At 72.6% G+C, this 25,410-nt stretch carries 24 protein-coding genes and 1 pseudogene; 6 read left to right on the top strand and 19 right to left on the bottom strand.

Annotated features, from left to right (window positions below; genetic code table 11):
- Nucleotides 1-2 precede the first annotated feature (2 nt).
- The 7 genes and pseudogenes from V5O46_RS20315 to V5O46_RS20345 all read right to left on the bottom strand — a co-directional run bounded on the left by V5O46_RS20315 (nucleotide 3) and on the right by V5O46_RS20345 (nucleotide 7,128).
- Nucleotides 3-401: an OB-fold nucleic acid binding domain-containing protein gene (locus V5O46_RS20315; RefSeq protein WP_332886058.1), complete on the bottom strand. Its 399-nt coding sequence runs from the start codon at nucleotides 399-401 to the stop codon at nucleotides 3-5.
- Nucleotides 402-524: 123 nt separating this feature from the next.
- Complete coding sequence (locus V5O46_RS20320) at nucleotides 525-1,208, bottom strand: response regulator (protein ID WP_332886059.1); 684 nt, start codon at nucleotides 1,206-1,208, stop codon at nucleotides 525-527.
- Complete coding sequence (locus V5O46_RS20325) at nucleotides 1,205-3,751, bottom strand: sensor histidine kinase KdpD (protein WP_332886060.1); 2,547 nt, start codon at nucleotides 3,749-3,751, stop codon at nucleotides 1,205-1,207. The genes V5O46_RS20320 and V5O46_RS20325 overlap by 4 nt, the downstream gene beginning before the upstream one ends.
- Before the next feature lie 552 nt (nucleotides 3,752-4,303).
- A pseudogene (locus V5O46_RS20330) lies at nucleotides 4,304-4,988 on the bottom strand (ATP-binding cassette domain-containing protein).
- Nucleotides 4,989-5,241: 253 nt separating this feature from the next.
- Nucleotides 5,242-5,994, bottom strand: coding sequence for a DUF3710 domain-containing protein (locus tag V5O46_RS20335; protein WP_332886061.1), 753 nt, complete (start codon nucleotides 5,992-5,994; stop codon nucleotides 5,242-5,244).
- A gap of 1 nt (nucleotide 5,995) precedes the next feature.
- Entirely contained in the window at nucleotides 5,996-6,547 is a 552-nt protein-coding gene (gene dut, locus V5O46_RS20340) for a dUTP diphosphatase (protein WP_332886062.1), read from the bottom strand.
- A complete protein-coding gene (locus V5O46_RS20345; protein ID WP_332886063.1) occupies nucleotides 6,544-7,128 on the bottom strand; it encodes a PaaI family thioesterase in 585 nt (194 codons plus the stop codon). The genes dut and V5O46_RS20345 overlap by 4 nt, the downstream gene beginning before the upstream one ends.
- 58 nt (nucleotides 7,129-7,186) lie before the next feature.
- Between V5O46_RS20345 and V5O46_RS20350 the strand changes: the two genes are divergently transcribed.
- A complete protein-coding gene (locus V5O46_RS20350; RefSeq protein WP_332886064.1) occupies nucleotides 7,187-7,648 on the top strand; it encodes a DUF3093 domain-containing protein in 462 nt (153 codons plus the stop codon).
- Nucleotides 7,649-8,151: 503 nt separating this feature from the next.
- On the opposite strand, the gene V5O46_RS20355 is transcribed toward V5O46_RS20350, so the two are convergent.
- From V5O46_RS20355 to V5O46_RS20370, 4 genes are all read right to left on the bottom strand, one after another.
- On the bottom strand, nucleotides 8,152-9,093 hold the full coding sequence (locus V5O46_RS20355) for a hypothetical protein (RefSeq protein ID WP_332886065.1): 942 nt from the start codon (nucleotides 9,091-9,093) through the stop codon (nucleotides 8,152-8,154).
- Nucleotides 9,094-9,106: 13 nt separating this feature from the next.
- On the bottom strand, nucleotides 9,107-9,403 hold the full coding sequence (locus V5O46_RS20360; RefSeq protein WP_003993510.1) for a DUF4193 domain-containing protein: 297 nt from the start codon (nucleotides 9,401-9,403) through the stop codon (nucleotides 9,107-9,109).
- 405 nt (nucleotides 9,404-9,808) lie between these two features.
- Nucleotides 9,809-11,038, bottom strand: coding sequence for a sensor histidine kinase (locus V5O46_RS20365; protein WP_332886066.1), 1,230 nt, complete (start codon nucleotides 11,036-11,038; stop codon nucleotides 9,809-9,811).
- A 6-nt stretch (nucleotides 11,039-11,044) separates the two neighbouring features.
- Nucleotides 11,045-11,698 carry a response regulator transcription factor gene (locus V5O46_RS20370; protein ID WP_327318353.1) on the bottom strand — a complete coding sequence of 218 codons (654 nt, stop codon included), beginning with the start codon at nucleotides 11,696-11,698 and terminating at the stop codon, nucleotides 11,045-11,047.
- A 426-nt stretch (nucleotides 11,699-12,124) separates the two neighbouring features.
- Between V5O46_RS20370 and V5O46_RS20375 the strand changes: the two genes are divergently transcribed.
- Nucleotides 12,125-12,298 carry a hypothetical protein gene (locus tag V5O46_RS20375; RefSeq protein ID WP_332886067.1) on the top strand — a complete coding sequence of 58 codons (174 nt, stop codon included), beginning with the start codon at nucleotides 12,125-12,127 and terminating at the stop codon, nucleotides 12,296-12,298.
- Nucleotides 12,299-12,370: 72 nt separating this feature from the next.
- Here V5O46_RS20375 and V5O46_RS20380 read toward each other — a convergent pair whose 3' ends face one another.
- Both V5O46_RS20380 and V5O46_RS20385 read right to left on the bottom strand, forming a co-directional pair.
- A complete protein-coding gene (locus V5O46_RS20380) occupies nucleotides 12,371-13,186 on the bottom strand; it encodes an inositol monophosphatase family protein (RefSeq protein WP_332886080.1) in 816 nt (271 codons plus the stop codon).
- A 17-nt stretch (nucleotides 13,187-13,203) separates the two neighbouring features.
- The gene (locus tag V5O46_RS20385; RefSeq protein WP_332886068.1) at nucleotides 13,204-14,331 is read right to left on the bottom strand and encodes a ferrochelatase; all 1,128 of its coding nucleotides are present in this window, start codon (nucleotides 14,329-14,331) and stop codon (nucleotides 13,204-13,206) included.
- A 375-nt stretch (nucleotides 14,332-14,706) separates the two neighbouring features.
- Between V5O46_RS20385 and V5O46_RS20390 the strand changes: the two genes are divergently transcribed.
- Nucleotides 14,707-15,951 (top strand): MFS transporter, encoded by a 1,245-nt coding sequence (locus V5O46_RS20390; protein ID WP_332886081.1) that lies wholly within the window; start codon nucleotides 14,707-14,709, stop codon nucleotides 15,949-15,951.
- Nucleotides 15,905-17,230 carry a D-arabinono-1,4-lactone oxidase gene (locus tag V5O46_RS20395; protein ID WP_332886069.1) on the top strand — a complete coding sequence of 442 codons (1,326 nt, stop codon included), beginning with the start codon at nucleotides 15,905-15,907 and terminating at the stop codon, nucleotides 17,228-17,230. Before V5O46_RS20390 ends, V5O46_RS20395 begins: the two co-directional genes overlap by 47 nt.
- On the opposite strand, the gene V5O46_RS20400 is transcribed toward V5O46_RS20395, so the two are convergent.
- Entirely contained in the window at nucleotides 17,154-18,065 is a 912-nt protein-coding gene (locus tag V5O46_RS20400) for a hypothetical protein (protein ID WP_332886070.1), read from the bottom strand. The genes V5O46_RS20395 and V5O46_RS20400 overlap by 77 nt on opposite strands.
- Nucleotides 18,066-18,537: 472 nt before the next feature.
- Here V5O46_RS20400 and sepH point away from each other — a divergent pair, with 472 nt between their 5' ends.
- On the top strand, nucleotides 18,538-19,590 hold the full coding sequence (gene sepH, locus V5O46_RS20405; protein WP_332886071.1) for a septation protein SepH: 1,053 nt from the start codon (nucleotides 18,538-18,540) through the stop codon (nucleotides 19,588-19,590).
- Nucleotides 19,591-19,740: 150 nt separating this feature from the next.
- On the opposite strand, the gene V5O46_RS20410 is transcribed toward sepH, so the two are convergent.
- The gene (locus V5O46_RS20410; protein WP_332886072.1) at nucleotides 19,741-20,592 is read right to left on the bottom strand and encodes a sulfurtransferase; all 852 of its coding nucleotides are present in this window, start codon (nucleotides 20,590-20,592) and stop codon (nucleotides 19,741-19,743) included.
- A gap of 297 nt (nucleotides 20,593-20,889) precedes the next feature.
- On the opposite strand from V5O46_RS20410, the gene V5O46_RS20415 reads away from it, so the two are divergent.
- Nucleotides 20,890-21,693 carry a VOC family protein gene (locus tag V5O46_RS20415; protein ID WP_332886073.1) on the top strand — a complete coding sequence of 268 codons (804 nt, stop codon included), beginning with the start codon at nucleotides 20,890-20,892 and terminating at the stop codon, nucleotides 21,691-21,693.
- Between the two features lie 31 nt (nucleotides 21,694-21,724).
- Here the strand turns inward: V5O46_RS20415 and V5O46_RS20420 are convergent, their stop codons facing one another.
- From V5O46_RS20420 to V5O46_RS20435, 4 genes are all read right to left on the bottom strand, one after another.
- Complete coding sequence (locus tag V5O46_RS20420; RefSeq protein ID WP_332886074.1) at nucleotides 21,725-22,375, bottom strand: thymidine kinase; 651 nt, start codon at nucleotides 22,373-22,375, stop codon at nucleotides 21,725-21,727.
- Between the two features lie 106 nt (nucleotides 22,376-22,481).
- The gene (locus V5O46_RS20425; RefSeq protein WP_332886075.1) at nucleotides 22,482-23,675 is read right to left on the bottom strand and encodes an alkaline phosphatase family protein; all 1,194 of its coding nucleotides are present in this window, start codon (nucleotides 23,673-23,675) and stop codon (nucleotides 22,482-22,484) included.
- Nucleotides 23,675-24,271 carry a DUF5998 family protein gene (locus V5O46_RS20430; protein WP_332886076.1) on the bottom strand — a complete coding sequence of 199 codons (597 nt, stop codon included), beginning with the start codon at nucleotides 24,269-24,271 and terminating at the stop codon, nucleotides 23,675-23,677. Before V5O46_RS20430 ends, V5O46_RS20425 begins: the two co-directional genes overlap by 1 nt.
- A gap of 149 nt (nucleotides 24,272-24,420) precedes the next feature.
- Nucleotides 24,421-25,410 (bottom strand): acetate--CoA ligase family protein (locus V5O46_RS20435; protein ID WP_332886077.1); only part of this gene is annotated, 990 nt, incomplete at its 5' end.

A 25,410-nucleotide genomic window follows, 5' to 3' on the forward strand; every position in this document is an offset into this window, starting at 1 on the left:
GGCTACTCCCGTCCGAGGGGTCGCAGTTCGTACTTCGGGTTGAACAGCACCCGGCGGCCCCGGCTCATCGAGATCCGGCCCGATGCGATGAGCCTGCGCCCCGGCTCTATGCCGACGATGGAGCGCCTGCCCAGCCACACCACGTCCAGGGCGGCGGAGCCGTCGAACAGCTCGGCCTCCAGGGCCGGGACGCCCGCGCGCGGTCGCAGGGTGACCGTGCGCAAGGTACCAGTAACGGTGACGATCTGCCGGTCCTGGCAGTCGCCGATGCGCGTACAGCCGGCGGTCTCGGCGTCCTCCCGCAGCTCCTCGGACTCCAGGTCCTCCTGCGAGGAGGAGAGCCGGTCGATGATGCGCCGGAACCGGCCCACCGGCTTGTCGGAACGAGGAACAGCACTCATATCTGAAGCGTACCGGGGCCCACCGACACCCATGCAGCCCCTGGCAAGGAGAACCCGCTCACTTCTCGCACCGGTGTCCGGCCACTTCCCGAACCGGTATCCGGGGTATGCAGCACCGGCGCCTCACCTCTCGAACCGGTACCCCATCCCGGGCTCCGTGATGAAGTGCCGGGGGTGGGACGGGTCCGCCTCCAGTTTGCGGCGCAGCTGGGCCATGTAGACCCGCAGGTAGTTCGTCTCCGTTCCGTACGACGGCCCCCACACCTCCTGGAGCAGCTGTTTCTGGCTGACCAGGCGCCCCGTGTTGCGCACCAGCACCTCCAGCAGATGCCACTCCGTGGGTGTCAGCCGTACGTCCCTCCCACCCCGGTTGACCTTCTTCGCGGCGAGGTCGACGGTAAACTCGGCGGTCTCGACGATCACGTCGTCGTCGCCGCCGGGGACCGGCTCGGCGCGGCGGACGGCGGCGCGCAGCCGGGCGAGCAGTTCGTCCATGCCGAAGGGCTTGGTGACGTAGTCGTCGGCGCCCGCGTCCAGCGCCTCCACCTTCTCGTCGGAGGAGTGCCGTGCGGAGAGCACCAGGATCGGCACCCGGGTCCAGCCGCGCAGCCCCTTGATCACCTCGACGCCGTCCAGGTCGGGCAGGCCCAGGTCGAGGACGATCACGTCGGGGTGGCGGGCGGCGGCGAGCTGCAGGGCGGTGGCGCCGTCGTGGGCGGCGTCGACCTCGTAGTGGCGCGCCCTGAGGTTGATCACGAGGGCGCGCACGATCTGCGGCTCGTCGTCGATCACGAGCACCCGGGTCATCGGGCAGCCTGCCTTTCTGCCGTCGCGGCGGGGAGGGGGCGGCCGGGTGCTCCGGCCGCACGGAGGGTGAGGACCATGGTGAGACCGCCGCCGGGTGTGTCCTCGGCGTCCAGGGTGCCGCCCATGGCCTCCGCGAAGCCGCGGGCCACGGCCAGGCCGAGCCCGACCCCGGAGCCGCGCGGGGCGTCACCGTAGCGCTGGAAGGGTTCGAAGATGCGGTCCTTGGCCTCGTCCGGCACGCCCGGGCCGCGGTCGACGATCCGAACCTCGACGCGGTCGGCGTGGGTGCTGGCGGCGACCAGGACGGGCCGGTCGGCCGGGCTGTACTTGACGGCGTTCTCGACGAGGTTGGCGACCGACCGCTCCAGCAGGCCCGGGTCCACGGCCACCATGGGCAGCGATTCGGGGACGTCCAGCTCCACGCCGGCCTCGGGCACCCCGCCGAGCGCCACCGGGACCACTTCGTCGACGTCGATCTCGCGGATCAGGGGGGTGACGGTGCCGGTCTGCAGCCGGGACATGTCGAGCAGGTTGCCCACCAGGTGGTCGAGCCGGTCGGCGCCCTCCTCGATGCCCTCCAGCAGCTCCGCTCGGTCCTCCTCGGACCAGGCCACGTCGTCGGACCGGAGGCTGGTGACCGAGGCCTTGATCCCGGCCAGCGGAGTGCGCAGGTCGTGGCTGACGGCGGCGAGCAGGGCGGTGCGGATGCGGTTGCCCTCGGCCAGCGCGCGGGCCCGGTCCGCCTCCTCGCGCAGCCGTCGCCGGTCCAGTACGACGGCCGCCTGGGCGGCGAAGGCGGCCAGCACCCGGCGGTCCTCGGCAGGCAGCACGCGGCCGGTCAACGCCAGCGCCATGTGATCCCCGACGGGCATGTCCACGTCGGCGTCCTCGGGCCGGTCCAGCACGGGACCGGCTCCGGTCCGGCCGGCGCAGGTCCACGGCGCCAGGTCGCTCTCCCGCTCCAGCAGGGCGGCCGACTCCATGCCGAAGGTCTCGCGGACCCGTTCCAGCAGGGCCTCCAGGCTGGTCTCGCCGCGCAGCACGTTCCCGGCCAGGAAGGACAGGATCTCCGATTCGGCGCGCAGTCGGGCCGCCTGGTGGGTGCGACGGGCCGCCAGGTCGACGACGGAGGCCACGGAGACCGCGACGCCGACGAATATCACCAGGGCGACGATGTTCCTGGGGTCGGCGATCGTGATCCGGTACACCGGGGGTGTGAAGAACCAGTTCAGCAGCATCGTCCCGACCGCGGCCGAGGCGAGCGCCGGGTACAGCCCGCCGAGCAGGGCGGCTGCCACCGTCATCGCCAGATAGATCAGGACGTCGTTGGCGAGCCCGAGGTCGACGCTGCTGAGCAGTGGGGTGAGCAGGAGCGGGCCGCCGATACCCGCGATCCAGCCCCAGACGATCCTGGCCCTGCCGAGCCGGGCACCGCGGGAGACGGGCAGGCCGCGGCCCTTGGCGACCTCGTCGTGGGTGACGATGTGCACGTCGAGGTCGGGGCCCGACTCGCGGGCGACGGTGGTGCCGACGCCGGGGCCGAAGACGTACTGCCAGCTCTTGCGACGGGAGGAGCCGAGCACGATCTGGGTGGCGTTGACTCCGCGTGCGAAGTCCAGCAGGGAGGCGGGTATGTCGTCGCCGACGACGTGGTGGAAGGTGCCTCCCAGGTCCTCCACCAGGGTGCGCTGCAGCGCGAGCTCCTTGGGGGAGGCGGAGGTCAGCCCGTCGCTGCGGGATATGTAGACGGCCAGCACCTCGCCGCCGGCCCCCTTCTCGGCGAGCCGCGCGGCCCGGCGGATCAGCGTCCGGCCCTCGGGTCCACCGGTCAGACCGACCACGATCCGCTCGCGCGAGCCCCAGATCCTCGACACCCGGTGGTCGCTGCGGTACTGCTTCAGGTACTCGTCCACCCGGTCCGCCACCCACAGCAGCGCCAGCTCCCGGAGCGCGGTGAGGTTGCCGGGGCGGAAGTAGTTGGACAGCGCCGCGTCGACCTTGTCCGGCTGGTAGATGTTGCCGTGCGCCATCCGCCGCCGGAGCGCCTGCGGGGACATGTCGACCAGTTCGATCTGGTCGGCGCGCCGCACCACCTCGTCCGGTACGGTCTCCTGCTGCCGCACGCCCGTGATCGACTCCACGACGTCGCCGAGCGACTCCAGATGCTGGATGTTGACGGTGGAGATCACGTCGATCCCGGCGGCCAGCAGCTCCTCGACGTCCTGCCAGCGCTTGGCGTTGCGGGTGCCGGGGACGTTGGTGTGGGCGAGCTCGTCGACCAGCGCGACCTTCGGGCGGCGGGCCAGCACCGCGTCCAGGTCCATCTCGGTGAAGCCGGCGCCGCGGTGCTCCAGCTGCCGGCGCGGCACCTGCTCCAGTCCGTGCAGCAGGACCTCCGTGCGGGGCCGGGCGTGGTGCTCGACGAAGGCGACGACGCAGTCCGTACCCCGCTCCACCCGGCGGTGTGCCTCGGAGAGCATGGCGTAGGTCTTGCCGACGCCCGGTGCCGCACCGAGGTAGATCCGAAGTTTGCCGCGTGCCATGGCCTTATTGTCTTCCGGTTCACTGTCTTCCGGTCACTGCTGACTGCGCAGCGTCGACCTTACGGCCAACAATCCCGACATATGGGGGCCGTGCGCAGGCCGGCACCGTCTTTGACGCAACTCTGACGTCACACCCGGGACGCGTCGCTGTCGCGGGCGGTGCATGTCCGGCGCGTGCGGGAACGCCTCCGGCGCACCATCGAGGGCCGGGCGCGGCCGACGCCGGTCTGGCGTGATCAGACACGGTCGGTCCCGGTCAGCGGCACGGTCACAGCGTCCAGGGACGATCGGACGCGGCCAGCTTCACGGCCGGGCCGTCAGGGACGATCGGACGCGGCCAGCCGCACGGTCACGGCGCCCAGGCACGATCGGGCGCGATCAGCCGCACGGCCGGGCCATCAGGGACGATCGGTCACAGTCAGGCGCGACTGGGGCCGTCAGGCACGATCTGCCCCTGTCCGTGCGACCGGGGCGTCCAGGCGTGGACGGGCAACTGACGGGTGCGGAGGGGGAGGAAAGCCTTCAGGCACGATCGGTCGCCGTCGGGCCTGGTCACGCCGCGGCGATCTCCCCGTAGCGCAGTTCCGGCACGGTCGGCCAGGTCGAGCAGGGTGGCGTCGTGGGCGGCGACCAGGGCGGTGACCTGCCCGCTGCGGACGACGGCCCGCAGCAGTTCCATCACCGAGGGCCCGGCCTCGGCGTCCGGGTGGCCGGTCGGCTCGTCGGCGATGAGCAGCGCGGGGTGTTGGCGGAGGCGCGGGCGAGGGCGACCCGCTGCTGCTGCCCCCAGGGCAGCTCGCCGGGCCGCTGGGCGGCGTCGTCGGCGAGGCCGACCAGGGGCAGCAGTATTTCGACGCGTTCCTCGCGCTCGCGCGGCGCCGCCCGCGGCATCCGCAGCGGTACGCCGACGTTCTCCGCGGCGGTGGGGATGGGGATGGGCTCAAGGGACTGAAAGCGAGGCCGATCCGGTCGCGGCACAGCGCCAGCAGCCCGTCCTCGTCCGGCCCGGCCGGTTCGACGGTCGTCGATCCCGCCCCGCCCGGAGTCCGCGGTGTCGAGGCCGCCGACGACGTTGACAGGGGGTCTCGCCCGAGCCGGAGCGGCCTTTCAGGGCGACGGACTCGCCGCGCGGTACGTCGAAGGAGACACCGCGCAGCGCGTGGACGACAGCGTCGCGACGGCCGTAGGACCTGCGCACGTCACCGTAGGACCTGCGCACGTCCTCGACGCGCAGCATGGTCTCGGTGATCACCTGTCGCGTGGGCCCTCCCCCGCCGGAACCGGGCGTCGGTATCCCCGGCGGACGGCGGACGGCGGGCGGCGGACGGCGGGCGCTCAACGGCCGGCGGGATTTCCGGCGGAACGGCGCCGCAGCAGGCGGGTTCCGGCCGTGCGGCGCCGCCGCACGGTTCCGCGCATGACAAAAGGGCCGTGGCCCCATGCAGTGGGGCCCGGCCCTTTCCGTTCCGGGTCGTCCGGCCGGACGACCGCTACCGGACCTCGGTGATCTCAGGGCCGCGCTGGAGCTGGCCCATGCCGCCGGAGAACCGGGAGCCCTCCTCCTGCTGCACGCCCTCGGGGACCATCTGCGCGTCGTTGGGCAGCTTCAGGACGATCGGGTCGCGGGGCGCCATCGGGCCGTCGCCGCGGACCACGACCGTGTCCCGGAAGATCTGCTCCAGCAGTCCGGCCGCCTGCGGCTGCACCGCGCCCTGGCCGGAGATGACCCCGCGCAGGAACCAGCGGGAGCCGTCCACCCCGACGAACCGCACGACCTGGAAGCCGCCCGTGCCGTCCGGCAGCTTCACCGGCACCTGGGCGCGCAGCTCCCAGCCCAGCGGGCCCTCGACCTCGTCGATGATGCCGCCCTGCTGGGTGATGCCGGACGCGATCTCCTCGCGCACCTCGGACCAGATGCCCTCGCGCTTGGGCGCGGCGAAGGCCTGGAGCTGGATGGCGCTGTCGCGCAGGACGACGGTCGCGGCGACGATCGCGTCGCCCGCCACCTCGACCCGCAGTTCCATGCCGTCGACGCCCGGCACGAACAGTCCGCCCAGGTCCACCCGGCCCTCGGCGGGGTCCCGGACCTCGGTGCTGTCCCATGGCCCGTCGGGGCGCGGTTCGGGCTCGAGCCGCACCCGCTCGGACTCTGCGTCCGCCTCGGTGTCGACGCTGTCGACGACCTGCTCGGCCTCGCCGGCCGCGTCCTCGGCGGCACCCTTCTTCTTGCGACGTCCGAACACGTCACTGTCCTTCCCGGTCGGATACGACCGAAGCGTATCGATTCCCACCCGTCGGGCCGCCCTCGGCGACCTGACCGCTTGTGCCGCTTGCAGGGCCCGTCCCGGCGTGGCCACCGGTGGACCCGAAGCCCCCTTCGGCCCGCGCCGAGTCGGGAAGCTCCGCGACCTCGCGGAAGCGGACCCTCTCGACCTGCTGGACGACCAGTTGGGCAATCCGGTCGAAGCGCTCGAACCGCACGGTCTCGCGCGGGTCGAGATTCGCCACGATCACCTTGATCTCCCCACGGTACCCGGCATCAATCGTCCCCGGGGCATTCACCAGGGCGACACCGCAGCGTGCGGCGAGCCCGGACCTCGGGTGTACAAAGGCCGCGTACCCCTCCGGCAGCGCCACAGACACACCCGTGGGCAGGACGGCCCGCTCGCCGGGAGCGATCTCGGCGACGACCGTGGTGCGCAGATCGGCGCCCGCGTCGCCGGGGTGCGCGTACGTCGGAAGCGGTACGTCGGGGTCGACGCGGCGGAGCTCGACGTCGAGGGCGGGACGGCTCACGGGTTCACCTCGAAGGCACGGGCGCGGCGGATCTGGTCGGGGTCGTCCATCGCCGCGCGGATCTCCTCCTCGCGGCCGTGGTGGACGAAGTGCTCGACCTTGACCTCGATGAAGAGGGCGTCGGCTCGCACGGCGACGGGGCCGTCCGGGCCACCGATCCGGCCGGTGGCCGTGGAGAAGATCTTGCGTCCGGCGACCGCGGTGACCTCGGCCGCCAGATGCAGGGTGGTGCCGACGGGCACCGGCTGCCGGAAGTCCGTCTCCAGCCGTCCGGTGACCGCGATGGTGCGCAGCAGCCAGTTCAGCGAGCCGAGCGTCTCGTCCAGGGCGGTGGCCAGCACGCCGCCGTGCGCCAGGCCCGGGGCGCCCTGGTGGGCGGGCTGCACCGTGAACTCGGCGGTGATCGACACCCCCTCGCCGGCCCGCGCCGCCAGGTGCAGGCCATGGGGCTGGTCGCCACCGCAGCCGAAGCACTGGCCGTAGTGCGCGCCGAGCAGTTCGCCGGGGGCGGGGGCGTCGGGGTGCCGCACGGGTTTCACGGCGTCGGCTGGGGGCTGAAGTGCTGCGGAAGTACCACTCACAGGCGCAGACCTTACCCGCGCGTCGGCATCCGGCGGGCACCGTGCCAAGCTTGGCACCATGCAGCTCTCCGGCTCCCCGTACGAAGAACGCCTCACCGCGCCCCGTTCCTGGTGGCTGGTCTCCTTCCTGGTGGGGCTCGCGGCCGCGCTCATGCTGCTGCCGCTGGGCACCCTGCCGATGCTCGCGGGCCTGGCCGGCGGGACGGCGGTGGCGGCGGTGGTCGCAAGCTCCTACGGTGCGGTCCGCATCCGGATCGTGGGCGGTGCACTGATCGCGGGCGAGGCGCGGATCCCGGTGGCGGCGCTGGGCGAGGCGGAGGTGCTGGACGCGGAGGAGGCGCGCGCCTGGCGCACCCACCGGGCCGACGCCCGCGCCTTCCTGCTGCTGCGCGCCTACATCCCGACGGCGGTGCGGATCGAGGTCACCGACCCCGAGGACCCGACGCCGTACCTGTATCTGTCGACACGGGCCCCGGAGCGTCTTGCCGAGGCCCTGCGCGCGGCGAAGGGCCCGGTCTAGCCTCTGGCGGAGGCCCCGCGCGCGGCGAACGGGCTGGGTCGAGTTTCCCGGCGGGACTCGGGGGCTGTGGGGCTCGGGGACTCGGGGGCTCGGTCGAGTTCCTCGGCGGAGGCTCGGGAGCTCAGTCCAGTTCCCGGCGGAGGCCCAGCGTGGCTTCTGGCCAAGCCGCGAGTGGCTCCCGGCGGAGGCATCGGGTGCTCCCGGCGGAGGCATCAGGTACTCCCGGCGGGGACCTCGGGTGGCTCCCGGCAGGTGCAGGAGCGGCTCCTTCAGGTGGTCCGGAGCGGCTCCCGGTAGACGCCGGCCCAGACACCGACGCACACACCGATACAGCCCGCGCGACAGCACTGCAGGTCCGCAGGTCCGCAGGTCCGCAGGTACAGGCGACCACGGTCCAGATCCGCGGGCAGCGGTGCACATCCCGGACGGGCCGGAGCAGCCTGGCGGGAGCAGTGGGGCAGCCTGCTGCGAGCGCCGCGCCGCGCCGTCCGGTCGGGCGCGCGTCAGACCTCGTCGGGCCCCGTACGGCGGCCGAGCTGCCTGGTGACCCCGCTCATGTCCAGCGCGTCCGCCGGGGTCTCCAGGGCCGGCAGGCCGGTGAGGGCATCCCAGGGCACCTGCCGCTTACGCAGATCGTCCCGGATGCGACCGGCGAGCTTTCTGGTGTCGCGGCGGTTCATCACGGCGCCCACGGCGGCGCCCACCATGAACGGCATCAGGTTCGGCAGATTGCGCACCATGCGCTTCATGATCTGCTGGCGCAGCTGGCGCTTCATGGGGCTGTTCATCGCCGCGCTGTAGGTCGACGGCTTGGTCACGTCGACCCCGCGCTCCTCGGACCAGGAGTTCAGATACGCGGTGCTGCGCTGCGCCAGGTTGCCGGGCGGGCGCAGCCCGTACACCTCGTGGAGCTCGGCGATCAGCTTGAGCTCGATCGCGGCGACGCCCGTGACCTCGGCGGCCAGTTCGGTGGGCATGGCGGGTGGCACGGGCAGCATCGCCGCCGCGCCGATCCCCGCTCCGACCGTCGCGGTGCCCTTGGCGGCCCCCGCCACGAGCCGGTCCGCGAGCTCTTCGGGGTCCAGGTCCGGGAACTGCCGGCGCAGCGTCGCCAGGTCGCGTACGGGTACTCGCGGGGCAATGTCGATGATCCGGTCGGCGAGGTGCGCCAGGGCCGCCCTGGCCCGGTCGCCGCCCTTGCGGATGCCGTCGCCGGCCTTCTCCCGGAGCACCGCCGCACGGCGTCGGGCAGCAGGTGCAGGGGGTGCCGCGGGGACCGGGAGGTCAGTCCGGTCACTCGGATCGGCAGCCGGTTCGAGCGAGGCCGTTCCCGGATGGGTCGGGCCTCGCTCGTCGTCACGCGCGCGCTGCAGGCCGTCGGGCGGCCTTTGGTCCGCTCCCCGCCTGGGGAAGCGGCGCTTCCAGGGAGGGGTCGAGCCAGTCACGGCCGACCCCGCCTCAGTCGCAGTCGCGGCAGATCGGCTGGCCGTTCTTCTCCCGGGCCAGCTGGCTGCGGTGGTGCACCAGGAAGCAGCTCATGCAGGTGAACTCGTCCTGCTGCTTCGGGAGCACCCGGACGGCCAGCTCCTCGTTCGAGAGGTCGGCGCCGGGAAGCTCGAGGCCCTCGGCGGCCTCGAACTCGTCGACGTCCACAGCGGAGGCCGACTTGTCGTTCCGCCTGGCCTTCAGCTCTTCGAGACTGTCCGAGTCGACGTCGTCATCGGTCTTGCGTGGAGTGTCGTAATCGGTTGCCATGTCGCTCTCCCCCTCTGGGTGTCTGCGGTGTCTCCAGCGCACGTAACGCGTGAGAGGCCGGACTTGTGCCCGACCCGAGGCGGAGATTTTGCCTCACATCAAGGTCTGTTACTCAATCGACACCCAACCGGACTCCTCACGAGTGATCGGCTTGGATGGCGAACGGGACCGTACACGCTCGGATCACCGCACCTCAAAGGCGTCTCCACGTGTACTTCCCGTGATCAGGACCCCCGAAAACCAGGATTTTCCCGACTATCCGCCAGGGTGCATGATCACGGAGAGTAGATGGCCGGAAAAGGGCCGCTGTGATCGATCACACATGAGAAAGTCGGACCGGCAGCCTGGAAATTACGCGCAAAGCGAACATCTCCGGGGGTCGGCGAGGTGATCGGGGACATGATCTCAGATCGGCAGGGTGACTCGCATCACGAGACCACCCCCCTCACGCGGCTGGGCGTAGATATGGCCGCCGTGCGCCCGGGCCACGGACCGGGCGATGGACAGCCCCAGTCCGACGCCCTTGTCGCTGCCGGTGCGCTCGGTGCGGAGCCGGCGGAACGGCTCGAAGAGATTGTCGATCTCGTACGCCGGCACCACCGGCCCGGTGTTGGTGACGACCAGGACCGCCTGACCGTGCTGGACGTCGGTGGTGACCTCCACCCAGCCGTCCTCCGCGACGTTGTACCGCACGGCGTTCTGCAGCAGGTTCAGCGCGATGCGCTCCAGCAGCACCCCGTTGCCCTGGACCACGGCCGGCTTGCGCTCACCATGGATCCGCACGCCCTTCGCGTCCGCCTCGGCATGCACCTGGTCGACGGCCTGGGTGGCCACCTCGGCCAGATCCACCGGCTTGCGCTCGACGATCTGGTTGTCGCTGCGCGCCAGCAGCAGCAGGCCCTCGACCAGCTGCTCACTGCGCTCGTTGGTGGCCAGCAGCGTCTTGCCGAGCTGCTGGAGCTCCACCGGCGCGTTCGGGTCCGACAGGTGCACCTCGAGCAGCGTGCGGTTGATCGCCAGCGGGGTGCGCAGCTCGTGCGAGGCGTTGCCGACGAAGCGCTGCTGGGCGGTGAAGGCCCGCTCCAGCCGCTCGAGCATGTCGTCGAAGGTGTCCGCGAGCTCCTTCAGCTCGTCGTCCGGGCCGTCCAGCTCGATCCGGCGGGACAGGTCGGAGCCTGCCACGGCACGGGCGGTACGGGTGATCCGGCCCAGCGGCGACAGCACCCGGCCCGCCATCGCGTAGCCGAACGCGAAGGCGATCACCGCGAGACCGAGAAGCGCCAGCAGCGAGCGGCTGAGCAGGCTGTCCAGGGCGTGCTGGCGCTGCTCGTTGACGCACTCGTTGATGGCCTCGTTGAACTCGTTGGGCGAGGCCCGCTCGGGCAGGTTGCACACGGAGCTGGCGACCTCACCCGATGTGATCTTGAACGGCAGGTCGCCGCCCACGTTCATCGCCTGGGCCGCCAGCAGGTAGATGATCGACAGCAGCAGGATGCCGGCGATCAGGAACATGCCGCCGTACAGCAGCGTGAGCCGTATCCGGATGGTCGGCCGCAGCCAGGGGAACGGCGCGGGCTGGCGCGGGTCCCAGGTGGGCTTGGGGGGCGCCTGCGGGGGTGTGGGGGTCGCGGCCACGGTTGATCAGATCCGGTAGCCGGAGCCGGGGACGGTGACGATCACCGGCGGTTCGCCCAGCTTGCGGCGCAGGGTCATGACCGTGACCCGCACGACGTTGGTGAACGGGTCGGTGTTCTCGTCCCAGGCCTTCTCCAGCAGCTGCTCGGCGGAGACCACGGCGCCCTCGCTGCGCATCAGCACCTCCAGCACCGCGAACTCCTTCGGCGCCAGCTGCACCTCCTTGCCGTCGCGGAACACCTCGCGGCGGTTGGGGTCGAGCTTGATCCCGGCGCGCTCCAGGACCGGTGGCAGCGGCACGCTGGTCCGCCGGCCGAGCGCCCGCACCCGGGCGATCAGCTCGCTGAAGGCGAAGGGCTTGGGCAGATAGTCGTCGGCGCCGATCTCCAGGCCCTCGACCCGGTCACTGACATCGCCGGACGCCGTCAGCATCAGCACCCGCGTGGGCAGACCGAGCTCGACGATCTTCCGGCAGACGTCGTCGCCGTGCACCAGCGGGAGGTCGCGGTCGAGGACGACCACGTCGTAGTCGTTGACGCCGATGCGCTCCAGGGCAGCCGCACCGTCGTACACGACGTCGACGGCCATGGCCTCCCGGCGCAGTCCGGTGGCCACCGCATCGGCGAGCAGCTGCTCGTCCTCGACGACGAGTACGCGCACGTCGCTAGTCCTTCCTGTGTCCGCCCGCGCGGCGGCTCTCGGGCACGCGCGAGCGGGGGTCGGGTGGGTGTGTTGCCTCCATCCTGCCCTTTTCGGTCATAAGTCGGCTGTAAGACAGGTGGCGGGCGGGGGCCGGGACCGATCAGATGCCGGTGCGGCTCCCCGGGAATGCCGGATTTTCTCGTGCGGTCGAGGTTTCCGCGGAAGGGAGCTGGGGGAGGACGGCTTTACACCCCACGATCACGCTCTGTCGTACCGCACGACCAGCGGTGCACAGCGGTCCGCTTCCCGCAGGGCGGGCGGGGGTGTCCGGCACCGTCGCCGCCCAGCAGAGCGGCGCTGGGCACCCTGTGAAGACGTGATCGTCCCTTCCGAACGGCACACCCCCGTGCCATCGACCCACGACCCAGGACGAGGGGGCGCAGCATGGACGCTTTCACCGCAGGACTTCTGCAGCGCATAAAGGCGACCGAGTCCGACCTGTCGCGGGCCCGTGACGAGGGCGACGACTTCCTCGTCGAGGTGGAACTCGGCGAACTGGACGATCTTCGCCGCCTCGCCGCCGAGCACGGCGTGGAGGTACGCGCGTCCGGTACGTGACCAGCCCGTGAACGGAAGGACCCCGGCGAGATCCAGCGCCGGGGTTCTTGCTGTGCCGGGCCCTCCGGCCGGTCAGTCGTGCCAGGCACCGGCCTGGTCCAGCAGGCGTTGGAGGGGCTCGAAGAGACCCTGGGTGGCCGCTACCGCCAGCTCGCGCGACGGCCGTGCTCCCGGGCGCCCCCCGGTGAGCGCGCCTGCCTCCCGGGCGATCAGGTCGCCTGCGGCCAGGTCCCAGGGGTGCAGCCCGCGCTCGTAGTAGCCGTCCAGCCGGCCCGCGGCCAGGTCGCACAGGTCGATGGCTGCCGAGCCGCCCCGGCGGATGTCACGCACCAGGGGGATCAGCTGCCCGGCGACCTCGGCCTGGTGGGCACGGACCTTGGCGACGTAGTTGAATCCGGTGGAGACGAGGGCCTGGTCCAGGGGCGGCGAGGGCCGGCAGACGAGCCGGCGCTCGCCCTCCCAGGAGCCCGTGGCCCAGGCACCGGCGCCCAGGGCCGCCTGGTACGTCTCTGCGCGCATCGGGGCGGCGACCACGCCGACGACCGTTTCGCCGTCCTGCTCGGCGGCCACGGAGACCGCCCAGGTGGGCAGGCCGTACAGGTAGTTCACCGTGCCGTCGAGGGGATCGATCACCCAGCGGACTCCGCTGGTGCCGTCGGTGGCGGCGCCCTCCTCGCCGAGGATTCCGTCGTCCGGGCGGCGGTCGGCGATCAGGCCGGTGATCAGCTTCTCCGCCGCGATGTCCATCTCGGTGACGACGTCGATCGGGCTGGATTTGGTCGCGGTGACCGCCAGGTCGGCCGGACGGCCGTCGCGCAGCAGCTCGCCCGCGCGGCGGGCGGCCTCCTGCGCGACGTCGAGCAGCTCCGCGTGCAGGGGGTCGGTCAGGCGGGTCATCGGGCTCCTCACGCGTAGGGACTGTCGGCGCCCGCGGCGGCGGGGCGGGGGGCACGGGCCGGGCAGCAGCCCACCGGGCAGAGCTGGTGACTGGCGCCGAGTGCACCCAGGGCGCACGGGGTGACCTCCTGGCCGCGCTGGTCGGCGGCGCGCTCCAGCACCAGGTCCCGGACCGCGGCGGCGAACCGGGGGTCGGCGCCGACGGTGGCCGAGCGGCGCACCGGCAGGCCCAGCTCCTCGGCCTTGGCCCTGGCCTCGGTGTCGAGGTCGTACAGGACCTCCATGTGGTCGGAGACGAAGCCGATGGGGGCCATCACGACGGCCGGGACCCCGGCGGTGTGCCGCTCCTCCAGGTGGTCGCAGATGTCGGGCTCCAGCCACGGAACGTGCGGGGCGCCGGAGCGGGACTGGTAGACGAGCTGCCAGGGGTGCTCGATGCCGGTGCGCTCGCGGACGGCGTCCGCGATCAGCCGCGCCACGTCCAGGTGCTGTCTGACATAGGCGCCGCCGTCGCCGTGCTCCTCGACCGGGCCCGAGGTGTCGGCCGCGGCGGTGGGGATGGAGTGGGTGGTGAAGGCGATGTGGGCGCCGGCTCTGGCCTCCTCGGGGAGGTCGGCGAGCGACTCGATCACACCGTCGATCATGGGCTCGAGGAAGCCGGGGTGGTTGAAGTAGTGCCGCAGCTTGTCGATCTGCGGCAGCTCCAGGCCCTCGGCCCGGAGGGCGGCCAGCGCGTCCGCGAGGTTCTCCCGGTACTGACGGCAGCCCGAGTAGGAGGCGTAGGCGCTGGTGGCGAGCACGAGGATACGGCGACGGCCGTCGCGCACCATGTCGCGCAGGGTGTCGGTCAGGTACGGCGCCCAGTTGCGGTTGCCCCAGTAGACCGGCAGGACCAGGCCGTGCTCGGCGAAGTCCTTGCGGAGGGCGTCCAGCAGGGCCCGGTTCTGGTCGTTGATCGGGCTGACCCCGCCGAAGAGGAAGTAGTGCTGCCCCACTTCCTTGAGGCGCTCGGTGGGGATGCCGCGCCCCCGCGTCACGTTCTCCAGGAAGGGGACCACGTCGTCCGGGCCCTCCGGGCCGCCGAACGAGAGGAGCAGCAGGGCGTCGTAGGGGCTGGCGTCGAGCACGTCTGGCATGACTCGATCCTGCCACCCGGCACTGACACCCGGACAACGGTGGGGGTTCCGACGGGTGCGTCGACCCGGAAGTCTGGACGGCACGGACAGGACAGACAGAACAGACAGAAGAGGCGGGACGGACGGGACGGACAGGAGGGAGAGGAGGAATAGGAGGGAGAGGAGGAATAGGAGGGACAGGAGGGACAGGAGGGACAGGAGGGACAGGAGGGACAGGAGGGACAGAAGGGACGGTACGGGCGGGCGGGAAATCGTGGTGCGCGGGGTTCGCCCGCCGCCGTAAGCTGTATCGGCTGCGTTCGCGCCTTACGAGACGGTGCCGAGCCGTGGTCGCCGTCGTTCCGTGCCTCGTTGAGCCGCTTTCCGGAGACCCCGTTGCCCAGTGCCTACCGCGCCCTGTTCGCCGCCCCCGGCTCCAAGGGCTTCTCCGCCGCGGGCTTCCTAGGCCGGATGCCGCTGTCGATGATGGGCATCGGCGTGGTGACCATGATCTCGCAGCTCACCGGGCGGTACGGGCTGGCCGGTGCGCTGTCGGCCACCATCGCGCTCGCCGCGGCGCTGGCCGGACCCCAGGTCTCGCGTCTGGTGGACCAGTACGGGCAGCGGCGGGTGCTGCGCCCGGCCACCCTGATCTCGCTCGCAGCCGGGGCCGGGCTGCTGTTCGCTGCCCACTACGGCTGGCCGGACTGGGTGCTGTTCGTGTGCTGCGCCGGCATCGGCTGTGTGCCGAGCGTCGGCGCGATGGTCCGTGCCCGCTGGGCGGCCCTGTACCGGGGCACCCCGCAGCTGCACACCGCGTACTCCTTCGAGTCCGTGGTGGACGAGGTCTGCTTCATCTTCGGGCCGATCGTCTCCATCGGGCTGTCCACGGCCTGGTTCCCGGAGGCCGGGCCGCTGCTGGCCGGCTGCTTCCTCGCGGTCGGTGTCTTCTGGCTGACCGCGCAGCGGGACACCGAGCCGGAGCCGCACCCGCGCGAGCCGCACGGCGGGGGCAGCGCACTGCGCTCGCGGGGGCTGCAGGTGCTGGTGGCGACCTTCGTGGCGACCGGGGCGATCTTCGGGGCCGTCGACGTGGTCACCGTGGCCTTCGCGGAGGAGGAGGGGCACAAGGCCGCCGCGAGCCTGGTGCTCGCCGTGTACGCGACGGGTTCGTGTGTGGCGGGCATGTGCTTCGGCCTGCTGCGCTTCTCGGGAGCGCCCGAACGCCGTTGGCTGCTGGGCCTGTGCGCGATGGCCGTGAGTATGATCCCCCTCCTACTGGTCGGAAACCTGCCGTTTCTGGCCGTGGCGCTCTTCGTCGCGGGCCTGTCCATCGCTCCCACGATGATCACGACGATGTCCCTCATCGAAGAGCACGTACCACGCGCGCAGCTGACCGAGGGCATGACCTGGGTGAGCACCGGGCTCGCGGTCGGGGTCGCGCTCGGCTCCGCCACGGGCGGCTGGGTGATCGACGCGGCCGGGGCGCGTGCCGGGTACGGGGTTCCGGCGGCGGCCGGGGCCGTCGCGGCGGCGGTCGGTTTCCTCGGGTACCGCCGGCTCAAGCGGCCGGCTCCGCGTCGGGGAGGGTCCGTTGAGCAGCACACGCACGGCGAGCGGCAGGAACGGCACATGGCGTAACTGGGGCGGTACCGTCACCGCCCGCCCCGCGCGGGAGGTCGCTCCCGCCTCGGTCGACGAACTGGCCGACGCGGTGCGCCGGGCGGCGGAGGACAGCCTGCCGGTGAAGGCGGTGGGGTCCGGGCACTCCTTCACGTCCATAGCGGCGACCGACGGTGTACTGATCCGACCTCAACTGTTGACGGGCATACGTGACATCGACCGTACGGCCATGACGGTCACGGTCGAGGCCGGCACTCCGCTCAAGAGGCTCAACCTGGCGCTCGCACGCGAGGGCCTGTCGCTCACCAACATGGGCGACATCATGGAGCAGACGGTCTCCGGCGCGACCAGCACCGGCACGCACGGCACAGGCCGCGACTCGGCCTCGATCGCCGCCCAGATCCGGGGACTGGAGCTGGTCACGGCGGACGGCTCGGTGCTGACCTGCTCCGAGAAGGAGAACCCCGACGTCTTCGCCGCCGCCCGCGTCGGGCTGGGCGCCCTGGGCGTCGTGACCGCCATCACCTTCGCCGTGGAGCCCCTGTTCCTGCTCACGGCACGCGAGGAACCGATGCCGCTCGACCGTGTCCTGGCGGATTTCGACGAACTGTGCGCCGAGAACGAGCACTTCGAGTTCTACTGGTTCCCGCACACCGGCAGCACGAACACCAAGCGCAACAACCGCAGCGCGGGTCCGCAGCGGCCGGTGGGCCGGCTCCAGAGCTGGTTCGAGGACGAGTTCCTCTCCAACGGCGTCTTCCAGGCGGCCAACTGGGTCGGCCGGGCGGTGCCCGCGACGATTCCGGCGATCGCCCAGCTCTCCAGCAGGGCGCTGTCCCCGCGCAGCTACACCGACATCCCGTACAAGGTCTTCACCTCGCCGCGCCGTGTGCGCTTCGTGGAGATGGAGTACGCCGTCCCGCGCGAGGCGGCCGTGGAGACGCTGCGCGAGCTGCGGACGATGGTGGAGCGCTCCCGGCTGCGGGTCAGTTTCCCGGTCGAGGTGCGCACCGCCCCGGCGGACGACATCACGCTCTCCACCGCATCGGGGCGCGACACCGCGTACATCGCCGTACACATGTTCCGCGGAACGCCCTATCAGGCGTACTTCACCGCAGCCGAGCGGATCCTCACCGCGCACGAGGGGCGCCCGCACTGGGGGAAGGTGCACACCCGGGACGCCGGGTACTTCTCCCGGGTGTACCCCCGCTTCGGCGAGTTCACGGCGTTGCGGGACCGTCTCGACCCGGAGCGCCGGTTCCGGAACGACTATCTGCGGAGGGTGCTGGGGGCGTAGCGGCCGGATCGGGGTCCGGGGCGGTGGACCCGCCGGAGCTCTGGTCACCGCCGGCGCCCGGGGCGGTCTCCGAGCCGGACTCCGCATCCCCGCCGGAGCCGCTCGGCGTCCCGGAGGGCAGGTCCCCGTCCGACGGGGTGTCGCGGCCGGAACCGGACCCGGATCCATCGGAGTCGGCCGGCCGGTCCGAGTCGGCGGAGTCGGCGGAACCACCCGGGTCCCCCTGGCCGCCCGAGTCGTCCGAACCGTCCGAACCGTCCAGGTCCTGGGAGCTCCCGGAGTCCGGAGCCGGGTCGGTGCGGCCGGTCAGCGCCGCCCCCACGGTGGTGGCGCTGCCGCCACCGCTCAGGCTCTCGCCGGAGGCGAGTTCGTACGCCGTGACGCCGGTCATCGTGACCCCGAAGACCAGGGCCGCCGCGACGAGGGGCCGCTTCCAGCCTCTGGCCCTGGCCCGGTAGACCGTGCCCTCGGTGAACTCCCCGGACTGCGGGGGCGCTTGACCGCGGGACTGCCCGGCAGGGCCGGCCACCACCGGCGTCGCCGCCACCGCACCGCCCGGGTCCGGCGCGCGCCTGCCCCGGAACTGTTCCCCGGTGCGCTGGAAGAGGTGCTGGAAGACGGTGCCGCCGCAGGTGGCGACGACACTGATCAGGCCGGCTCCGAGAATCGTGCCGTAGACACCGAAGGAGGAGGCGAGCTTGGCGGCGATCACCGCGGCGAGCGCGCCGCCCGCCACCTGGGGCACGCTCAGGTCGATCCGTCTCGTCCTGCCCTCCCCCTCCTCCCTGATGTCCGAATCACCGCCGTCACCGCCGACTTCGGGCCTTTCACGCATCACCGGATCTTGCCTGTCTTTCCCGTACGCGAACGATCAACTGCATGAGAAAGGGACGTACGGACGAAACCAATAGTTCCGTTTCTGGTGGTTGCGTGAACTACGCCACGTTCAAGATCACATGGATCCGGCCACGGGCGGCCAAGTTGCCCCTCTTGCCTGAAGTCGGACGGCGTGCCAACCCACGCACGTGGCCCGAATGGAGTACTGTTGCGAGCCCTGGGTCCGGTCTCCCGCCAGGGGGTACGGATCCTTCAAGGTCCGCCAGGAGGGGGCTAGTTGCACAGGGTGACGGAGTTGGTCACTTAGCGTTGCGAATAGGTTACCGTGCCATAACGGCGACCCAGGGCCCGCGCCCGACACGCCGGGCAACTCGGCAAGGTTGTGGCAGGCTGCACCCGGGCAGGCCACACTCGACAGAGCGGAAGCAGCGACGCACGTGACGTCGGCAGGCACCACCCGGGAGGTCCCCATGCCCGAACTGCGTGTCGTGGCCGTCTCGAATGACGGCACACGGCTGGTGCTGAAGGCTGCGGACTCGACGGAGTACACGCTTCCTATTGACGAACGGCTGCGCGCCGCCGTGCGCGGCGACCGCCCCCGCCTCGGCCAGATCGAGATCGAGGTGGAGAGCCATCTCCGCCCCCGCGACATCCAGGCGCGTATACGCGCGGGAGCGACCGCGGAAGAGGTCGCACAACTGGCCGGAATCCCCGTCGACCGGGTACGCCGCTTCGAGGGCCCGGTGCTGGCCGAGCGGGCCTTCATGGCCGAGCGGGCCCGCAAGACCCCGGTCCGCCGCCCCGGTGAGAACTCCGGGCCGCCCCTCGGCGAGGCGGTCCGGGAGCGGCTGCTGCTGCGCGGTGCGGAGAAGGACACCGTCCAGTGGGACTCCTGGCGGCGCGACGACGGCACCTGGGAGGTGCTGCTGGTCTACGTCGTCGCGGGCGAACCGCACTCGGCGAGCTGGACCTACGACCCGCCCCGGCGGCTGGTGCAGGCCGTCGACGACGAGGCGCGCGCGCTGATCGGGGAGACCGACGACCTCGCGGCGCCCGAACCCAGCTTCCCGTTCGTCCCGCGCATCGCCCGGCTGCCGCGCGACCGGCCGCTGGACCGGCCCGCCGACCGGGACCGTCCGAGCCTGCCCGCGCAGGCCTCGGAATCCGCCGAGGAGAGCACGGTCGCCGGCGAGCGCGACTCGCTGACCAGTCTGCTGGAGGCGGTGCCGAGCTTCCGGGGCGACCTGGTGGTCCCCGAGCGCGCCTCGGCGTCCTCGGAACCGGACGAGGAGCCCGACGAGGAACCGGCGGCGGAGGAGCCTCCGGCGCCCGCGGCATCGGCCGGGGCCGGCTCCGCGTACGCCGATGTGCTGATGCCCCGTTCCGTGGCCAGCCACCGTGACCGGCTCGTCGGCGCCACCGACCGGCAGGCCGAGGCGGACGGCGTCCGCCCGGGCCGACGCGCGGCGGTGCCGAGCTGGGACGAGATCGTGTTCGGGACCCGGCGGAAGAAGCAGGAGTAGGCGGAGGAAGCAGGAGGAGACGGACCGTCAGACCGCTCGGCCCGGGCCGACGCGACAGCGGCGAACCGTACGGCTTCCCACCGACGGCGGACGGGCCGCGCCTCATCGGGCGCGGCCCGTCCGTCGTCGGTGGCCCGGGACCGCGCCGCCCTACTGTGGATCCGGGCCCACGGCGACCGGCCGCCCCGGGTCCGACGACCACTCCGACCACGAGCCCGCGTACAGTGCGGCCGGAATGCCCGCCACCGCCAGGGCCAGTACCTCGTGGGCGCCGGACACCCCCGAGCCGCAGTACACCCCGACCTCGAGATCCTCGGAAGCACCCAGTTCCTTGAAGCGGGCGCGGAGTTCCTCGGCCGGAAGGAACCTCCCGTCCGGTCCCACGTTCTGCGTCGTCGGCGCCGACACGGCGCCCGGGATGTGCCCGCCGACCGGGTCGATCGGCTCGACCTCGCCCCGGTACCGCTCCCCCGCGCGCGCATCCAGCAGCAGTCCCGACCGGGCCAGGGCGGCGGCCCCGTCCGCGTCCAGCAGCCCCGACGCTCCCGGCGACGGCACGAAGTCGCCCGGTGCGGGGGCGGGAAGCTCCGTGGAGAGCGGGCCCGGCCAGGCCGCCAGGCCGCCGTCGAGCACCCGGACGTCCGGATGGCCGGTCCAGTGCAGCAGCCACCAGGCGCGGGCCGCCGCCCAGCCCTGACCACCGTCGTAGACCACGACCGGATGGTCGGCCGACACCCCGGCCCGGCGCATCGCGGCGCCGAACACCGCGAGGTCGGGCAGCGGATGCCGGCCCCCGGCCCCGGGGGCCGAGGCGAGTTCGGTGTCCAGGTCGACGAAGACGGCGCCGGGCAGATGCCCGGCCGCATACTCGGCCCGGCCGTCGAACGGCGGCGCGCCGCCGGCCGCGGCCGTACTGAGCTGCCAGCGGACGTCGAGGAGCACCGGCCGGCCGGCGCCCGCCGGCTCACCGGCGAGATCGGAAGCGGAGATGATGGCGTTCATGGCCACCATCCTGACGTACCGGGTGGCCGCCGCGTCGATGTCGGGCTAGTCTGCCCGCCGGGCAGTCCCGATCACGGGGCGTACAGGATCGGGCACATGCTGTACAGCCGATCGACACCCGTCAGCCTTCGCACAGAAGCGAACATCGGGCCGTATAGCAGGCATTCTCGGGACAGCCGGCCCGGCACGCGGGGCGCGCACGGAGTCCACGGCACCGGGAACGGGTGACGCTCCGGCACGGGGGTCCGTCAGAGCGGAAGCGACACGGCGCCACGAAGGGCCGAGAAGAGAGTGACGATGACCGACGCACCGGGTCCGGCCGGCCCGACCGGCGAGGAGATCCCGCGGCACAAGCCCGGCACACCCTGCTGGGTGAGTCTGATGGTGCACGGGCCGGCCGCGACCCAGGACTTCTACGGGGCGCTGTTCGGCTGGGAGTTCCGGCCCGGCCCGCAACCGCTCGGGCCCTATGTGCGAGCCGTGCTGGACGGGCGCGAGGTGGCGGGCGTCGGCAGGCTGCCCGCGGACCGCCAGCTGCCCGTCGCCTGGACGCCGTACTTCGCCTCGGACGACGTGGACCGGACCGCGGACACCGTGCGGCTGTGCGGCGGGACCATCGGGGTGGGTCCGCTGGACGCGGCCGAGGCCGGCCGTATGGCGATCGGCTCCGACCCCTCCGGCGCCGTGTTCGGCATCTGGCAGGCGGCGGCCCACCTGGGCACCGCCATCACGGGCGTGCCCGGCACCCCCGCCTGGAACGAGCTGCTGACCTACGAGTCGGCGAGCGTGACCAAGTTCTACGAGACGGTCTTCGGCCATGCCCAGGAGCCCGTGGTGCCCGCCGGCTCGGACTACGTGACCCTGAACGTCGGCGGCCGGCCCGTCGCCGGCATCCACGGCAGCGGCAACACCCTGGCCCGTGACCGGGGGCCGCACTGGCTGACGTACTTCGAGACGGCCGACACCGACGAGGCGGTGCACCGGCTCACGGACCTCGGCGGCCATGTCCTCACCCCCGCCCGGGAGACCGCGCACGGCCGGGTGGCGATGGTGGCGGATCCGGAGGGCGCACGCTTCGCACTGCTGCAGAGCAGGAGTTGAGAGGCCCGGAACCGAGGTGCCGCCCCGCCGCTCAGGCGGGGGCTATCGGGAGGACGTCCGGGGAGAGGACGCCGACGCGGGCCGCGGCGCTGGTCATCCGGCGGCGGTGGTGGCGGCGGCACAGCACCTCGTAGCCGATCTCGGCGGCGGGGCGGTTCACGTCGCCGACCACGACCTGCTCGCCCTCCACCACCATCTCGCCGCCCACGGTCCGGGCGTTGTGCGTGGCCCGGGCGCCGCACCAGCACATCGCCTCGACCTGGAGGGTCTCGATGCGGTCGGCCAGCTCGATCAGCCGCTGCGAGCCCGGGAACAGCTTGGTGCGGAAGTCGGTGGTGATGCCGAACGCGAAGACGTCGAGGTCGAGGTCGTCCACCATCCGCGCCAGCTGGTCGATCTGCTCCGGCGCGAGGAACTGGGCCTCGTCGACGATGACATGGTCGACCTTGCCGCCGCGGGACAGCCGGTCCACGACGTAGCCGAACAGGTCCACCCCCGGGGCCGCCTCGACCGCCTCGGTCACCAGACCGAGCCGGGAGGAGAGTTTGCCCTCCCCTGCGCGGTCGTCCCGGGTGAAGATCAGCCCCTGCAGGCCCCGCGCCGCCCGGTTGTGCTCGATCTGCAGCGCCAGAGTCGACTTCCCGCAGTCCATCGTTCCGGAGAAGAACACCAGCTCGGACATGGGGAGATGAGCACCTTTCGGTGGGTTACGACGGGGCGGGGCCACAGCGCGGAGCAACGGGCGGACGGGATGGGCGTGGGCGTGGGCGTGGGCGTGGGCGTGGGCGTCAGGAGCGTACTTCGAGCAGCGGGACCAGTTGCTCCGCAGGGGTCATCGAGCCGTGGTTGCCGGCCATCGCCGATTCCTTCGGCTCCCGCTCGGAGGCGATGAGCAGGACGTCGTCGCGGGCGGCGGCGACCACGTCGCCGATGCGGTCGCGGACCCTGGCCTCCACGTCCGGGCCGAACCAGCCGGCCGCGATCGCCTCGTCCCGGGAAGCCACCCAGAACTGCTCGCCGAGGACCTCGCGCCAGCAGGTCAGCACGTCGTCCGCGGCACCCGGGAGGGCGTAGACGTGCCGGGCGCGGCCCTCGCCGCCGAGCAGGGACACACCGGCACGCAGCTCCCAGTCCTCGTCGAAGTCGATGCGGTGCTGCTCGTCGAAGGGGACGTCGACCATGCCGTGGTCGGCGGTGACGTAGAGCGCGCTGCGCGGGGGCAGCTGCTCGGCGAGGCGCTGGACCAGCCGGTCGACGTGGCCGAGCTGGCCGCGCCAGGTGTCGGAGTCGACGCCGAAGCGATGACCGGCGCCGTCGAGCTCGGCGTAGTACGTGTAGACCAGGCTGCGGTCGGCGGCTGCCAGTTGCTCGGCGGCGAGGTCCATGCGCTCCTCGCCGGAGAGCCGGCCCAGGAAGGTGCCGCCGCTGAGCGCGACCTTGGTCAGGGGCGTGTTCTGGAAGTGCGGGGAGGAGACCTGCACCGCGTGCACCCCGGCCTCGTGAGCCAGCCGGAAGACCGTGGGGCGGGGCTGCCAGGCGTGCGGCTCGGTCCAGGGCTGCCAGCGCAGCTGGTTCATCAGCTCGCCGGTCTCCGGATTGCGCACGGTATAGCCGGGCAGTCCGTGCGCGCCCGGCGGCAGGCCGGTGCCGACGGAGGCCAGCGAGGTCGCGGTGGTCGCCGGGTAGCCCGCGGTGAGCGGGCGGCCCGTGCCGCCGCGCGAGCTGCCGAGCAGCGAGGTCAGGAAGGGGGCGTCCGCCGGGTGCGCCCGCAGCTGCTCCCAGCCGAGCCCGTCGATGAGGAAGACGCAGGCGCGGTCGGCGGGGCTCAGCTCGGGCACGGTGGCGGTCATGGCGGGCACGCCCATGCCCGCGGCCAGGGTGGGCAGCAGGTCGGCGAGCGAGCCGCTGCCGTACTCGGGGACCGGCGCGGAGCCGACGGGCAGCGGCTCGGGGTGAGTGTCCCAGGCGGTGGGCTGTGCCATCAGCGGCCGGTGTCCGCGGTCGCCTCGGAGAGAGCCTGGGCGAAGGCGAGCGCCTGGCGCACGGTCTCCGGGCCGTCCCCGGCCTCGCTGACGCGCAGGCTGAGGTCGTCGGCCGTCGAGCTGCCCGAGTAGCCGTGGTCGGCCTCGCAGTTGGGGTCGCCGCAGGCGGCGGGCTCGAGGTCGATGCGGGAGACGGCGCCCCATCCGATGGTCAGCATGATCTCCCGGGGCAGGGAGCCGGGCACGTACTGCTCCGGGTTGGCCACCACGCGGCTGACGACGATCGAGGAGATCCGGCCGAGCTTGACGGACTCCGTGGACGTCGTCGCGTACGGCGTCGGGGAGGTGTCGTCGGCGGCCTGCTCGTCGGTGTGGCTGACGATGAAGCGGTTGTGGGTGAGGACCAGCACGGTCACGTGCCGCCGCACCTCGTTCTGGTCGAACGTGGTCTCCTGGTGGACCAGGTACGACCGGATGGGCTCGCCGCCCACGGCGGCCTCCACCGCCTCGGCCACGAGGGCCGGGTAGTAGCCGCTGCGCTCGATCGCCGCACGCAGCCCCTGGGTCGTCGTACTGGTCTTGGCCATGCGCTCCATCCTAATCCCCGGGTGGAGGCGGCCTGGGCCGGTCGAGCGGACCCGGGCCGTTCGACCGGCGGAGCCGCCGGATCGATCTTGCCGGCGGCTCCCCTGCCCCGCCCTTCCGGGATGGCCTGCCGGAGCCGGCGGGCCCGGGCGCGTGGGTGTCAGTACGCCGGGAGGGTGCGCGGGCCGAGGTCGTCGCGGGCCGGGGGCGGGGCGAGGCGGACGGACGCGCCGAGGACGCTCAGGCCCTGCGGGGCGACGACGACCGGTTCGAGGGTGACCGCGACGACCTCGGGGTGGTCGTCGACGAGGCGGGACACCCGGAGCAGCAGCTCCTCCAGGGCAGGGGTGTCGACCGGTGCCGAGCCGCGCCAGCCGAAGAGGAGGGGGGCGGTCCGGATCGACCGGAGGAGCGAGCTCGCCTCGCGGTCGGTGACCGGGATCAGACGGTGCGCCGCGTCACCGAGCAGCTGGGTCGCGGCCCCGGCCAGCCCGAAGGACAGGACGGCTCCGGCCGCCGGGTCGATGACGGCCCGCACCACCGTGTCGACTCCGCGCGGGGCCATGGCCTGCACGACCGGGCGCAGCTCCTCCGGCGAGCCGAACAGCCCGGTCAGCTCGTCGTAGGCCCGGCGCAGCTGCTCCTCGTCCGCCAGGTCCAGGCGTACGCCGCCCAGGTCGGCGCGGTGGCGCAGGTGGGGGGCGGTGGCCTTGAGGGCGACCGGGTAGCCGGCGTCGCGGGCGGCGGCTGCGGCGGCGTCGGAGTTCGGGGCGGGCAGGGCGGGGTGGACCCGGACGCCGTACCGGCCGAGCAGGGTGCAGGTCTCCTCGGTGCCGAGAGTGAGGCCCTGCCCCCGCGCGAGGAGCCCGCCGATCAGCTCGGCGGCACCCTTCTCGTCGATGTCCTCGTACTCGGGCACCTTGCCGGGGTCGCCTGCCTCGCGGCGCCACCGGGCGTAGCCGACCGCCTGGGACAGGGCCCGCACGGCGCGCTCGGCGGCGGGGTAGGCGGGGATGAGGTGGCTGTCCTCCGGGACGGGGGGCTCGGCGACGGGAGGTCTCGCGGTGGCAGTGGGGACGGGAGGGGTGCCGGGGGCGGGCTCGGCGGCGGGGGCGGAGTCGGTCCGGGAGGCGGAGTCGGTCCGGGAGGC

Source organism: Streptomyces poriticola, from assembly GCF_036689765.1.
Classification (GTDB): domain Bacteria; phylum Actinomycetota; class Actinomycetes; order Streptomycetales; family Streptomycetaceae; genus Streptomyces; species Streptomyces poriticola.